Consider the following 14,184-nt stretch of genomic DNA (forward strand, 5'->3'; position numbering starts at 1 on the left):
GAAGGCGAGGACACGACAAGCAGCTTTTCGACCTTGGACCTGGTGATGCTCGGTAACGGTTGAACGGGGTGGGCGCCCTACGGCGGTTCGCTCGGCGGCGGCGCATCGACGTCGCTCGCCCGCAGATCGCCCCTTAGCCGCCTCCGCAGCTGCTCGTCCATGCGCAGGGCGTATTTCTCGTGCACGCCGAGCGCCGCGGCGACCTTGGCCCAGGAGAGGTCCTGCCAGTACCGGAGCTCGATGAGGCGCGCCTCGCGCTCGTCGAGGCCGTGGAGCGCCGTCCTGAGCGCCTCGAGGGCCTGGGTGCGCGCCATCGCGTCCTCGGGGGGCGCCCTGAGCCGCTCGCCGGCGTCCGCGACGAAGCGCGCGAAGACGAGCGCGCGACACTGGTTCTTGAGCTGGTTCAATGCGTCGGTGTCGTCGTCGCCGAACGGATCGCCGGCGTCGCGCATCGACTCGGCCGCAGCGAGCGCGGCGTCGAGGCCGGCGCGCCGGAACGACGCCTCGCGGGTGAGCAGCCGGATGACGGCGCCGGCGACCCTCTTCCATGCGTAGACGCCGAACGGGACGCCGCGCGCGGCGTCGTATCCGGGGCTCGCTTCGAGGAGCGCCTGATAGGCCGTCTGCTCGCAGTCCTCCAGGCCCTGTCGCGTCCGTACGCCATAGACCCGCGCGGTCGTCCGCGCGACGTGGCGGGCCATGGGCAGCGCCTCCAGCACGCGCTCATGATCCGGAGGCGATGGAGGGGGGCGCTGGCTGCCTGTCACCGCCGCCCACCGAAGGTCCCGTCGGCGGGCTCCGGCGCTGCCAGGGTCGCCCGCGCCCCTTCCGCGCCCGCGCCCTCGCGGGCCACCTCGCCGCTCTCGGACAGGACAGGAGGCCTCGCCCGCAGGCGATCGTAGAGCGGCGCCGACGCCGGGTGCGTCGTGATGAAGATCGCGAGGAGCCTGCGGTAATCCTCGATCTCCTCGGGCGAGAGCGCCCCGAGGTACGGGCTCAGCGCGTCTTCGGCACAGGCATCGACGAGGGGATCGACGTCGCCCGTGATGGGGAGGTCGTCGTGCTGGGGAGCGTCGTGCGTCATGGGGACCTCGCGTGGCGGGGCCCCGCGTGCGGCGCGGCGCCCCTTCGTCCTTCCTCTCTCAAATCACCTTCGGCGGACCGGTTCGGACAGAGAAAGCGACGCGCCAGGGCCTTTTCTTGGGCCGCCCGGGGGCGCGGCGGCGGCGGGCGCGGGCCGGGGGCTGCTGTCCGAGCGCTTCGTGGGCCGGCAACTACTTGAATCGACGTTGGTTTTCAACAATCGACAGCGCCGGAGCATTTTCTTTGTCTGAACCGGCCCCGTGCTCGTGATTTCCACTTCAGGAGACCCCGCTTGTGGCACGCCTCAGGTCAGACAGCGCACGGCTTCCCGGCGACGGGGGGGACGCGCTGGAAGGAACGCCGTACCGCGCGCTCCGGGCGCTCGGGCGCGGGGGCATGGGGGAGGTGATCGAGGCGGAGCACCGAGCCCTCCGGAAGCGGGTCGTGGTGAAGCTGGTCCGCCGCACGCTCGCCGGGGATCCGCGGTTCGCGGATCGACTGCGGGTCGAGGCGCAGGCGCTCGCGGCGGTCTCGTCGCCGCACGTGGTGGCGGTGATGGATCTCGGCACGACGCCGCGGGGGCGGGCGTATCTCGTGATGGAGCGGCTCGAAGGGTGCACGCTGCGGGAGGAGCTGGAGCGGCGCGGGTCGTTGCCGGTGTCCGAGGCGATCGAGGTCACGCGGCAGGTGCTGGCGGGGCTCGCGGCGGCGCACCGGGTCGGGATCGTGCACCGCGACGTGAAGCTCGACAACGTGTTCCTGTGCGCGCCGGACGCGGCGGCGCCGGGGGCGGCCCGCGTCGTGAAGGTGCTCGATTTCGGGGTCGCGAAGGTGCTCGACGCGGGCGTTGCCAGGACGGGGCCGGGAACAGCGCCGCCGCGTTTCCTGGCCGGGCCGGCGGTTCCGACCGAGGCGGGGTTGCTCGTCGGGACCCCCCGGACGGCCTCGCCGGAGCAGGCGCGATGCCAGCCGGTCGATGCGCGGACCGACGTGTATGCCGTCGGGTTGCTGATGTATACGCTCTTGGTGGGGCACGGTCCGTTCGCACATGTCGAGGACGCGCTGGAGGTGCTGCGGGCGCACGTCGTGGAAGCGCCTGCGGCGCCGTCGCGTCACGCGGTGCAGGCGATCCCGGGGGCGCTGGACGGGGCGGTGTTGAAGGCGCTGGCGAAGCAGCCGGAGGAGCGGTTCGAGAGCGCCGAGGCGTTCGCGGAGGAGCTCGCGCGGATCGGGGCGGGGCTGGGGGTGGAGGAGGAAGAGAGCGGGGCGGGGGCGAGGGCGGGGACGGCGGGAACAGGGGGAGGCGGGCGGATGGCGGGGGCGAGGGGCGAGGGAGGGGAGGGGGAAGCGGCGTGGGAGCCGGAGAGCGGGGCGTGGTTCGAAGCGATGCCGTCCGGCGGCGGAGAGGCGGGAGCCGGGGGGCGGGTGGCGGCGGCCGCGGAGGAGGGTGCAGCGGGGGTGGACGCGCGGCTGTTCGCGGGGCTGACGCTGGCGAGCACGGTGGTGTTCTCGGTGCTGGGGGTGCTGGCGCTGCGCGGCCTGGGTGCGTGGTGATGGCGCGAGGACCGCTCCAGGCCGGAGACGTGTTCCTTGACTACCGCGTGACGGAGTTGATCGACGCGGGCGGGATGGGGGAAGTGTACCGCGCGGTGGAGGACTACTCGGAGGACGTGGTGGCGATCAAGTGCATGTCGCCGCGGCACGTGAGGAGAGAGGACTTCGCGAGGCGTTTCCGGCAGGAGTGCAAGTTCTATCCGAAGCTGAAGCACCCGAACATCGTGCGGATGAGGAAGGCCGGGGTGTCGCCCGAGCACGTGGCGTACATCGTGATGGATTACCTCGAAGGGAGGACGCTGAGGAAGCTGTTGACCAAGGCGTACCGACTGGATTTTTTGAGCGCGATGCACGTGATGCTTCAGGTGGCGGACGCGATGACGTTCGTGCACTCGAAGGGGATATGGCACCGTGATCTGAAGCCCGAGAACATCATGGTGGGGACGAAGGCGGACGCGAAAGGGCACGTGTGGCTCCTGGACTTCGGGATAGCGAAGTTCGCGGACGGGGGGATGAACACGGACGACCTGCCGGACGTGGGGACGGTGAGGTACATCTCGCCGGAGCAGGTGAAGCTGCTGTACGGGGCGTCGAAGAAGGCGGAGCGGGCGAAGCCGGACGGTCGAACGGACATCTACGCGTTCGGGGCGATCTTCTACGAGGTGCTGACGGGCAAGCACCTGTTCCTGGACGACAGCGAGCCGGCGACGGCGGAGGAGACGCTGACGGGGCATCTGGTGGCGGCGCCGGAGCCTGTGCACGAGATCGTGCCGGATTGCCCTGAGTTCGTGTGGCCGGTGGTGTCGCGCTGCATAGCGATCGACGTGGAGGAGCGGTACGCGAAGTTCGACGAGGTGGCGCGAGATCTGCGGTCGCTGCTGAGGGACACGGTGCCGGCCGGGCACGTGCTGGCGCGACGGCTGGCGCAGGAGCGGATCAAGGCGGAGCGTGAGGCGGCGTTCGCGGGGGTGGAGCTGGAGGACAGCGCGCCGGTGAGCGGGAGCGGAGAGGCGGCGGGGAGGCTGGCGGGCGAGGAAGAGACGGAGGAGGCGCGGGCGCGCGGGGAGAGCGAGAGCGAGGGGGGCGGGATGGGGCGGGTGAGCGAGGAAGAAGAAGAGGAAGGGAAGAGGATGCGGCGGGTGGCGCACGGAGAGACGGTGCCGCTGGCGCAGTTCGTGGCGCCGGCGAGCGCGCTGCCGTTCGCGGCGGCGTCGAGGGCGCGGGCGCGCTCGCTGCGGGGGCTCGGGGTGGGGTACACGGAGCCGCTGCCGTCGACGCTGCCGGCGCTGAGGCCGCGGGAAACCGCGGGGCCGGCGAGGACGGGGCGGGAAGCCACCGCGGTGCTGGCGGGAGCGTGGGCTGAGAGGAGCGCGCAGAGGACCGCACCGCCGTTGCCGGAGGCGGGGCCGGGGGCGCAGCACCACGCGGCGCCGTTGCCGAGGGCGGGGGCGCAGTACTACGCGGCGCCGCCGTCGTTGCCGGTGATGGAGTCGCAGCGAGCGGTGCCGCCGCCGCCAGCGGAGGCGGGGGCGCAGTACTACGCGGGGCCGCCGTTGCCGCAGGCGGGAGCGCAGTACTACGCAGCGCCGCCGTTGCCGCAGGCGGGAGCGCAGCACCACGCGGCGCCGGCGTCGCCGGCGATGGAGTCGCAGCGAGCATCGGCGCCGCAGTTGCCCTGGAGGGAGGCGCAACGAGCGGCGGAGGCGGCGGCGCCGGAGGTCGGGTCGCCGTACGTGACGCCGGAGCTGCGCGCGCTTGCGGCGCAGTACGTGACGCCGGCGTTGCCGGTGATGGAGCCGCCGGGGGCGGGAACGACGCCGCTGCCTGCCGCAGGGCGGCCGACGGCGCCGAGGGAGGTTTCCGCACCGGCGATGCAAGCGCCGGGATCGCTGCCGAGAGAGACAGCGAGCCCGCCGGCGGCGATGCTCGCGCAGCCGCGGCGGTCGATGCGGACGTACCTGCTGGCGCCGCTCGTGGCGCTGGGGCTCACGGGGTTGGGGCTGGGCATTGCGCTGGGACTCCGAGCGATGAGCGGGGACGCGTCGGAGCCGGCGGCCTCCGCGGAGCCGGCCGAGAGCGTGACGGCGAGCGCGGCGCCGGCGAGCGCGGCGCCGCCGGCCAAGGCGGCCGCCGCGGTGCCGCCGGCCAAGGCGGCCGCCGCGGCGCCCGCGCCGGAGACGACGGCAAGCGCCACGGCGGCGAGCTCGGCCGAGGCGCCCACGGAGGTGCAGGCGCCCGCGGAGGTGCAGGCGCCCGCGGAGGCCGAAGCGTCGTCGAAGGAGCCGCGGCCAGAAGCGGCGAGGCCAGCGCCGGTGAGGACCGCGCCGGCGGGGACAGAGGACGACGAGGACATCTACGAGATGCCGAAGCGGCAGAAGCCGTCGTTTCTGCGGGTGCTGGCGGAAGAGAAGAAGAAGGCGGCGCCGGCACAGAAGACGGCGCCGGCACCGAAGGCGGCGCCTGCGAAACAAGGGGGCGCGAAGCCAGCGGGCCCGTGTCCGACCGTGGGGTGCAGGCCGTTCTAGTCGCTGATGGAGAGAGGTCTTGGATATGGGCATCAACAAGGACAGCGACGACATCCGGGAGTACCTGCCGGATCTGGCAAGCATCCAGCGGGAGGCGGATCCAGCGGTGGCGGAGCGGAAGCTGCAGCAGGCGCTGGACAACCCGGAGCTGGACCGAGCGCTGTCCGAGATGCAGCAGCAGAAGCCGACAGGGCAGCCGCTGTTCCAGTTCCCGGTGGTGCCGGCGCTGCCCAAGGGACAGGCAGTGCCGCAGGATGCGGCGGCGACGCAGCACGTTGCGGTGGCGCCGCGGGGCGCAGCACCGCCGCCGCTGCCGCACGGAGCGGTGGCGGCGCAGCACGGAGCGGTGATGCCGCACGGAGCGGTGATGCCGCACGGAGCGGTGATACCGCAGGGCGCAGGGCCGCCGCCGCTGCCGCACGGAGCGGTGATGCCGCAGGGAGCGGTGGCGGCGCAGCGGCGTGCGCCGGTGCCGCACGGAGCGGTGGCGGCGCAGCACGGAGCGGTGGCGGCGCAGCACGGAGCGGCGGTGCCGCTGTACGGTGGCGCGGCGGCGCCGCAGTACGGTGGCGCGGCGGCGCCGCAGTACGGCGGGGCGGCGGCGGTGCCGCGTGGTGGCGTGGTTCCGCAGAACGCGGCGGCGCAACCGGGCGCGCTGGTGTCGCACGGCGCGACGGCGCCGAGCCAGTGGGCGGACCGGGGGCTGCCGCCGATCGACAAGGCGCTGCTGCCGTCGTCGTTGCTGCCCGTGACGCCGCTGCCGGTCGCGACACCGAAGCCGCCGGCCGGCGCGCAGGCGGCCGCCGGGGGCCGGTGGAGCAGGAGGTGGTGGATCGTGGCGCTCGCGTTGCTGGCGCTGAGCATGCCGTTCGTGACGCTGGCGATCGTGCGACGACAGGCGCCGCCGAAAGAGAAAGAGCCAGCGCCGCGGTCGAGCGGGGCGCCCGCGCGGAGCGCGGTGGTGGCGCCGGTGGCCTCGGAGCTGTCGCCGCCGGCAGCGCCGGCGCCGCCGGAGGCGGTCGAGCCAAGCCTCGACGATGTGGCGATCGAGAGCGACCCGCCCGCGCCTGCGTCTGCGCCGCTGGCACCTGCGCCGCCGGCGCGTGCGGCGCCGCGCCCGGCGCCGGTCGCGCCGGTACCGGTCGCGCCGGTGCCGGCCGACAACCAGCTCAACGAAGATTGGATGCAGTGAAACCGAGTGGAGCCGTGATGATGAACTGCCGATCCCTTGCCTTGTTGTTCACTGCGGCGACCGTGATCGCCGCCCCTGACATCGCCGCTGCGCAGCCTGCGGCGCCGCAGGAAGCCTCTTCCAGCGCCGATGCGGCGAAGCGCGCCGATGCGCTCGTCCAGAAAGCGGGACGTCTCTACTCGGACGGGAAGTACCAAGAAGCTGAGGCGGAGCTTCAGTCGGCGTGGGAGCTGAATCCGACGTTCGACGTGGCGTACAACCTCGGGAACACGAAGTACCAGCTGAAGAAGCACAAGGAAGCAGCGCAGTACCTTTCATTCGCGCTGCGGCACTGGCCACTGCTCAAAGTCGTAGCGAAGCTGAAGCCGACGGCGGAGAAGCGGCTGGCGGAGTCGCGAGCGCAGGTGGGAGCGCTCGTGGTGACGGCGGGCGTGGCGGGGGCGGAGGTGACGGTGGACGGCAAGGCTGTGGGGAAGGCGCCGCTGGAAGGAGAGGTGTTCGTCGAGCCAGGCGAGCACCGGGTGGAGGTGAGGCTGGAGGGGTATGGGCCGGCAAGCAAGACGGTGAAGGTCGCCAAGGGAGGGACGGCGGTGGCGGCGCTGGCGTTGCCGCCGCTGAAGAGCGAGGCGCAGGAGACGGCGCCGGTCGCCAATGCGGCCGAGGGGGGGAGCGCGCCGGGCGCCGCTGCGGGGGCGCCCGTGGCGGAGATGCCGCCCGCGGCGCCGGCGTATCCGGGGCCGGAACCGCAAAAGCGGAGCTGGGTGCCGGTGATCGCGCTGGGGGCGGCGAGCGTGGTCGGGCTGGCCGTCGGCGTCACGACGACGGTGCTGTCGAGAAATTCGCGGAGTGACGCGGAGGGATATCGAGAGCAGATCCGGCAGGCGAACGGACGGTGCATCGAGCCGCCGAGCGATTTGAACGACATATGCCGCGACGTGGAGAGCGAGGCGGAGCGCGCGGCACGATTCGGCACGGTGTCCGTGATCGGCTACGCGGCGTCGGGGGCGCTGGCGGTCGCTGCGGTCACATATGCGCTCTGGCCTCGGCGCGCCGCACCGGCGGCGCATGAAGTGCGCGTGTTGCCCCAGACGAACGTCGGTGGGGGCGGTGTCGTCGTCGTGGGAGCGTGGTGAGCGGGGCGATGGTGAACACAATGAAGAACAGGCGGGTGACGTGGTTGATGAGCTGGGGCGCAGCATCGGTGATCGCGAGCGGCTGCGACTATCTGTCGATCGGGCTCGACAACGACTGCGAGTTCCTGCTCACGTGTCCTAGTTTCCTCAGCGGTGGTGGTGCCGGCGGCGGCACGCCTGAGGAGTGCGTTCCAAGTGAGGCGAAGGCCTCTGTGAGCGATTCGTGCGGCGTGTTCGTGTCGGCGAGCGGTAATGACGACGGCGCCGGGACGAAGGCGGAACCCGTGAAGACGCTAAGTAAGGCGATCGCGCTGGCGGCGAAGCAGGAAAGCGCGGTGTACGCATGCGCGGAGGAGTTCAAGGAGGCGGCAGAGATACCCGCGGGCGTGTCAATCTTCGGCGGCCTCGACTGCGCGAACGGCTGGCGCTGGGACGGCGAGGAGAAGAAGACGACCGTGGCGCCGACCGAAGAGGCGATCGCGCTGAAGGTGATGCGAGGCGAGGGGACGGCGAGGATCGAAGACGTGTCGGTGCGTGCTGCGGATGCGCAGGAGGCGGGAGCGTCATCGATCGCGGTGCTGGTGGATGGCGCGGAGGCGGAACTGGTGCGGTGCGAGCTGATCGCCGGGAACGGGGCGGACGGCGCGGAGGGAGAGGATGCGCCGAGCGAGGTGCCGGCGCAGGCGTCGGCTGGGAACGCCGGAACCGATGCGTGCAGCGATCTGGATACGTCAGGAGCGCCGGATGAGACGCTGCCAGGAGGAGCGCAGGTGGAAAGCGTGTGCGGCGGCGATGCGCTGTCCATCGGCGGAGAGGGGGGCGCTGGCAGGGTGAACAACGGCGGCGGTGGACAGGTCGGAGAGCCTGGCGCGCTCGGCGCAGCAGGCTCTGGAGAGCCCGCGGCAGGCGATTGGAGCTGTGCCGCCGGTGGTACCGGCCAAGGCGGTGATAACGGCCCCGCCGGTGATAGCGGTCTCGCGGCGAGCGACCTCGGCGCATTGAGCTCGTCGGGTTACGCGGGCGTGAGCGGCGGTGCCGGTAAAGCGGGCAAGCCTGGTCAAGGTGGAGGCGGCGGAGGCGGCGCAAAGGGCGGCGCGGCGATCTGCGCAGGCGGCATGCGAGGAGCCGGAGCGAGCGGAGGCAGCGGCGGACCCGGCGGCTGCGGCGGGCTACCCGGGCAAGGCGGCGGAGCGGGCGGAGCGAGCATCGCGCTGGCGAGCGTGGAGGGGAAGGTGACGCTGACGGACTGCGTGTTGAAGGCGGGCAACGGAGGCAAGGGAGGCGCAGGCGGCGACCTTCAACCGGGCGGGCTGGGTGGCCTCGGCGGAGTCGGCGGCACGGGCATGGGCGGCTCGAAAGCCGCGTGCGATGGAGGAAAGGGCGGCCAGGGAGGCAACGGCGGCCCTGGAGGAGGAGGCCTCGGGGGGCCGTCGCTTGCGATCGCGTACCGAGGCGAGGCGGTGAAGCAGGAAGGACAGACGATGCTGATGCCCGGCACGGCGGGCGGGGGCGGGCCCGGCGGAAGCGCCAACGTGCTGGAAAACGCGGGCGCCGAAGGCACGGCAGCGACGGAGCAAGCGTTTCCGTGAGCGAGCGGTGAGATCGCGGCGGGCGTCCTCGAGAGCGACGCCCGCGCCGCCGCGGGATGGAGCGGAAGGAGGTGGTGGCGATCGCATGGATGCGATCGAAGGGGAGAGGTGCCCCCCGAGGGGGACGTGTGCGGCGGCGAGCAGGGGTGCTGGAGCGCTGCGACCGGTGAGAGCTGGGGAAGGGAGGACGGCCGTATGATTTCGTGACAATTCTGCGTGGCTGAGCGTAACCCGGCGAAAGGACATCAATTTCTGGGAGAAACCTCTTGGCAAGCTCCTCCGGTATCGGCAGAATCCGTGCCGTCCGCCCAAGGAGTACCCATGCCGCTGCACCGGAAGTCACGCCGAGACGAGATACCTGCCTCTGGTGCGCACCGCAGCCTGAACATGGCGGGGAAGTGGGAGCGGATGTGGCTACGGAAGCTCGGCCTCGAGGACGTGGCATGGGACCCGGAGCCGTACTGCGAGCACTGCATCGCGAGGCGAGCGGCTCGCGGAGAGATGGTGAGGAGCTGGTGCGGCCGTCGGGGAGCCGTCCGAAACAGCTGATGAGCCTCGGCTGAGTGAAGACCCCACCCACGGCGGGTGGTGCAAGAGGGCGGAGCAAGCGCCGCGGCAAGCTGACGCTGGTGAAGCTTGAGCGATCGGCGCGCCTCGAGCGCAAGGATTGTTGAGTGAACGGCGCCGCTTCGAGGGCGCCGGTTCGAGCGAGCCTCTGTTGACGGTCCGCGCGCGCTGACAACGTGCGACAGCGCCGTGATGCGCTGCGACATCGATGGAATCCGGCGCACCGCGGGCGCGGTGCGCCCTGACTCGGCTCGTCGTTGCGACGAGCGCGCGAGGTGGATGATGGTGTGCCCAACGCTTGCTATCGAGGCAGGGGCGGATGCTCCTGTGTCGAGGCGTCGTGCGAGGAGCGAGGAGAGCTTTGAGGCGTTGCCTTGTCTGGGGCTGTTTCTGGTCGCCGGTGACTTCGGCGGAGAGTCGGTGTCCCGCACTGCGGTTGAGATGGTGCACACACATCTTGAAATCGAAAAAGACAACCCAGGCGGTGTCTGTGCTGATGAGATGACTGCGCCGAGATGCCGGGATGAAGTGCGGCTGATGATGAGCCCGTGTCGAACGAGCGGATGTCGTGCCGAGAGCGACTGCCCGGAGCCGGGAGGGCATGGCGCGCAGATGAGGTTCGCTGGTGTGCTGCTCGCGCCGGGGGCGGCGTACATGGCCTATGTTGGCGACATGCGCGTCTATCGATTTCGCGGCGGGAAGCTGAAGGAGCGGACGCGTGATGACGCTGTGCTTGACGGTGGGATGTTGGACGGAGCGATCTCGCCGGATGCGTTGGCGATGCTGGTCCAACATGCGAATGCAGCGACGCGCGCGCTGGGCTGCGAGGCGGCGGTGGAGATGAAGACTCAGGTCGAGAGCACCGAGCCAGGCGACCTCTTCCTCGTGTGCTCGGGCGGTGTCTGGGGGGCGATGCCCGAGCACCGCATCACCGGCATTCTTGCAGCGCATCAGGGGCTGCGCTTCGCAGCGAGCCTGCTGATGGACTGCGCTCATGAGCACGGCGAGCCTGAGCACGCCATGTGCATCCTGGCGCGCGTCGGCGGCATGTGACTCGGGGTTGGCCTTTTTGTGGCTTATGGGAATCCTCGATTTCGGCTTCGATCGCGCGACTGGCGGTCGATCTCGCGCCGCTCTGGCCGGGGAAGACTTGGTAGGAATTCACTCGAACGTGCTGATCCGGTGGGGGCTCGCGGAACCGAGTTTCGTGCTTGGGAAAATCCGCCCCATCATGACCGGGCCCTTGCGTCCCCCGCGCCCTCGCGGTCCTCTTGTCTTCCGTCATCCCAATGCCCCCGCGAACATCGATATCGCGAGGGAGAAGGTACGGGATCGGGCAAGGGACCCCTCCCGTCCCGCGCGTAGCGCGGGACATGGGAGGGGCGGGCGGCGCACAGGCGCGAAGCGCCGAGCACCGACCGGGGGTGGGCAACTTTGTATTCGTGTCTTTTTCTCATGTTTCATTTCTCCATTCCTGCACACGCGATGTGTTGCTTTGCGGACGCGCTGGAGGTGCTGCGTGCGCACGTCGTGGAAGCGCCTGCGGCGCCGTCGCGTCACGCGGCGCAGGTGATCCCGCGGGCGCTGGACGGGGCGGTGCTGAAGGCGCTGGCGAAGCTGCCGGAGCACCGCTTCCAGAGCGCCGAGGCGTTCGCGGAGGAGCTCGCGCGGATCGGGGCTGGGCTGGGGGTGGAGGAAGAGAGCGGGGCGGGGACGGCGGGAGCAGGGGGAGGCGGGCGGATGGCGGGGGCGAGGGGCGAGGGAGGGGAGGGGGAAGCGGCGTGGGAGCCGGAGAGCGGGGCGTGGTTCGAAGCGATGCCGTCGGGCGGCGGAGAGGCGGGAGCCGGGGGGCTGGTGGAGGCGGCCGCGGAGGAGGGTGCGGCGGGGGTGGACGCGCGGCTGTTCGCGGTGCTGACGCTGGCGAGCACGGTGGTGTTCTCGGTGCTGGGGGTGCTGGCGCTGCGCGGCCTGGGGGCGTGGTGATGGCGCGAGGACCGCTCCAGGCCGGAGACGTGTTCCTTGACTACCGTGTGACGGAGTTGATCGACGCGGGCGGGATGGGGGAGGTGTACCGAGCGGTGGAGGACTACTCGGAAGACGTTGTGGCGATCAAGTGCATGTCGCCGCGGCACGTGAGGAGAGAGGACTTCGCGAGGCGTTTCCGGCAGGAGTGCAAGTTCTATCCGAAGCTGAAGCACCCGAACATCGTGCGGATGAGGAAGGCCGGGGTGTCGCCAGAGCACGTGGCGTACATCGTGATGGATTACCTCGAAGGGAGGACGCTGAGGAAGCTGCTGACCAAGGCGTACCGACTCGATTTTTTGAGCGCGATGCACGTGATGCTGCAGGTGGCGGACGCGATGACGTTCGTGCACTCGAAGGGGATATGGCACCGTGATCTGAAGCCCGAGAACATCATGGTGGGGACGAAGGCGGACGCGAAAGGGCACGTGTGGCTGCTGGACTTCGGGATAGCGAAGTTCGCGGACGGGGGGATGAACACGGACGACCTGCCGGACGTGGGGACGGTGAGGTACATCTCGCCGGAGCAGGTGAAGCTGCTGTACGGGGCGTCGAAGAAGGCGGAGCGAGCGAAGCCTGACGGTCGAACGGACATCTACGCGTTCGGGGCGATCTTCTACGAGGTGCTGACAGGCAAGCACCTGTTCCTGGACGACAGCGAGCCGGCGACGGCGGAGGAGACGCTGACGGGGCACCTTGTTGCGGCGCCAGAGCCGGTGCACGAGATCGTGCCGGATTGCCCGGAGTTCGTGTGGCCGGTGGTGTCGCGCTGCATCGCGATCGACGTGGAGGAGCGGTACGCGAAGTTCGACGAGGTGGCGCGAGATCTGCGGTCGCTGCTGAGGGACACGGTGCCGGCAGGACACGTGCTGGCGCGACGGCTGGCGCAGGAGCGGATGAAGGCGGAGCGTGAGGCGGCGTTCGCGGGGGTGGAGCTGGAGGACAGCGCGCCGGTGAGCGGGAGCGGAGAGGCGGCGGGGAGGCTGGCGGGCGAGGAAGAGACGGAGGAGGCGCGGGCGCGGGGCGAGAGCGAGGGGGGCGGGATGGCGGGGGCGAGCGAGGAAGAAGAGGGAGGGAAGAGGGCGCGGCGGGTGGCGCACGGGGAGACGGCGCGGGTGGCGCACGGGGAGACGGCGCCGCTGGCGCAGTTCGTGGCACCGGCGAGCGCGCTGCCGTTCGCGGCGGCGTCGAGGGCGCGGGCGCGCTCGCTGCGGGGGCTCGGGGTGGGGTACACGGAGCCGTTGCCGTCGACGCTGCCGGCGCTGAGGCCGCGGGAAGCCGCGGGGCCGGTGAGGACGGGGCGGGAAGCCACCGCGGTGCTGGCGGGAGCGTGGGCGGAGAGGAGCGCGCAGAGGACCGCACCGCCGGAGGCGGGGGCGGGGGCGCAGCACCACGCGGCGCCGTTGCCGCAGGCGGGAGCGCAGTACTACGCAGCGCCGCCGTTGTTGCCGGTGATGGAGTCGCAGCGAGCGGTGCCGCCGCCGCCAGCGGAGGCGGGGGCGCAGTACTACGCGGGGCCGCCGTTGCCGCAGGCGGGAGCGCAGCACCACGCGGCGCCGGCGTTGCCGGCGATGGAGTCGCAGCGAGCATCGGCGCCGCAGTTGCCCTGGAGGGAGGCGCAACGAGCGGCGGCGGCGGCGCCGCCGGAGGTCGGATCGCCGTACGTGACGCCGGAGCTGCGCGCGATTGCGGCGCGGTACGTGATGCCGGCGTTGCCGGTGATGGAGCCGCCGCGAGCGGGAACGACGCCGCTGCCTGTCGCAGGGCGGCCGACGGCGCCGAGGGAGGTTGCAGCACCGGCGATGCAACCGGCGGGATCGCTGCCGAGAGAGACAGCGAGCCCGCCGGCCGCGATGCTCGCGCAGCCGCGGCGGTCGATGCGGGTGTACTTGCTGGCGCCGCTTGTGGCGCTGGGGCTCACGGGGTTGGGGCTGGGCGCTGCGCTGGGACTCCGAGCGATGAGCGGGGACGCGTCGGAGCCGGCGGCCTCCGCGGAGCCGGCCGAGAGCGAGACGGCGAGCGTGGCGCCGGCGAATGTCGCGCCGGCGAGCGCGGCGCCGCCGGCAAAGGCGGCCGCCGCGGCGCCCGCGCCGGAGATGACGGCAAGCGCCGCGGCGGCGAGCTCGGCCGAGGCGCCCGCGGAGGTGCAGGCGCCTGCGGAGGTGCAGGCGCCTGCGGAGGTGCAGGCGCCTGCGGAGGTGCAGGCGCCCGCGGAGGCCGAAGCGTCGTCGAAGGAGCCGCCGGCAGCGCCGGCGAGGCCAGCGCCGGTGAGGACCGCGCCGGCGGAGCCCGAGGACGACGAGGACATCTACGAGATGCCGAAGCGGCAGAAGCCGTCGTTTCTGCGGGTGCTGGCGGAAGAGAAGAAGAAGGCGGCGCCTGCACAGAAGGCGGCGCCTGCACAGAAGGCGGCGCCGGCACAGAAGGCGGCGCCGGCGAAACAAGGGGGCGCGAAGCCAGCGGGCCCGTGTCCGACCGTCGGGTGCAGGCCGTTCTAGTCGCTGAGGAGAGAGGTCTTC

General features: G+C 71.7%; 10 protein-coding genes. 8 read left to right on the forward strand and 2 right to left on the reverse strand.

The genetic code is table 11. From position 1 onward, the window contains the following. Positions 1–77: 77 nt before the first annotated feature. On the reverse strand, positions 78–701 hold the full coding sequence (locus tag WMF17_RS03965) for a sigma-70 family RNA polymerase sigma factor (RefSeq protein WP_437648186.1): 624 nt from the start codon (positions 699–701) through the stop codon (positions 78–80). Between the two features lie 62 nt (positions 702–763). Beyond that, positions 764–1,084 carry a hypothetical protein gene (locus WMF17_RS03970; protein WP_437648188.1) on the reverse strand — a complete coding sequence of 107 codons (321 nt, stop codon included), beginning with the start codon at positions 1,082–1,084 and terminating at the stop codon, positions 764–766. 293 nt (positions 1,085–1,377) lie between these two features. Between WMF17_RS03970 and WMF17_RS03975 the strand changes: the two genes are divergently transcribed. From WMF17_RS03975 to WMF17_RS04010, 8 genes are all read left to right on the forward strand, one after another. Then, positions 1,378–2,637 carry a serine/threonine-protein kinase gene (locus WMF17_RS03975; protein ID WP_437648190.1) on the forward strand — a complete coding sequence of 420 codons (1,260 nt, stop codon included), beginning with the start codon at positions 1,378–1,380 and terminating at the stop codon, positions 2,635–2,637. Next, entirely contained in the window at positions 2,637–5,162 is a 2,526-nt protein-coding gene (locus WMF17_RS03980) for a protein kinase domain-containing protein (RefSeq protein WP_437648192.1), read from the forward strand. Before WMF17_RS03975 ends, WMF17_RS03980 begins: the two co-directional genes overlap by 1 nt. Before the next feature lie 25 nt (positions 5,163–5,187). Next, complete coding sequence (locus tag WMF17_RS03985; RefSeq protein WP_437648194.1) at positions 5,188–6,354, forward strand: hypothetical protein; 1,167 nt, start codon at positions 5,188–5,190, stop codon at positions 6,352–6,354. A 62-nt stretch (positions 6,355–6,416) separates the two neighbouring features. After that, a complete protein-coding gene (locus tag WMF17_RS03990) occupies positions 6,417–7,487 on the forward strand; it encodes a PEGA domain-containing protein (protein WP_437648195.1) in 1,071 nt (356 codons plus the stop codon). 20 nt (positions 7,488–7,507) lie between these two features. Continuing rightward, positions 7,508–9,076 carry a PGRS family protein gene (locus WMF17_RS03995; protein WP_437648197.1) on the forward strand — a complete coding sequence of 523 codons (1,569 nt, stop codon included), beginning with the start codon at positions 7,508–7,510 and terminating at the stop codon, positions 9,074–9,076. A 759-nt stretch (positions 9,077–9,835) separates the two neighbouring features. Then, a complete protein-coding gene (locus WMF17_RS04000; RefSeq protein WP_437648199.1) occupies positions 9,836–10,696 on the forward strand; it encodes a PP2C family protein-serine/threonine phosphatase in 861 nt (286 codons plus the stop codon). Between the two features lie 432 nt (positions 10,697–11,128). Continuing rightward, positions 11,129–11,626 (forward strand): hypothetical protein, encoded by a 498-nt coding sequence (locus tag WMF17_RS04005; RefSeq protein ID WP_437648201.1) that lies wholly within the window; start codon positions 11,129–11,131, stop codon positions 11,624–11,626. Then, positions 11,626–14,163, forward strand: coding sequence for a protein kinase domain-containing protein (locus tag WMF17_RS04010; protein ID WP_437648203.1), 2,538 nt, complete (start codon positions 11,626–11,628; stop codon positions 14,161–14,163). Before WMF17_RS04005 ends, WMF17_RS04010 begins: the two co-directional genes overlap by 1 nt. Positions 14,164–14,184: the final 21 nt, after the last annotated feature.

This window comes from Sorangium sp. So ce362 (assembly GCF_051519845.1).
Lineage (GTDB): Bacteria > Myxococcota_A > Polyangia > Polyangiales > Polyangiaceae > Sorangium.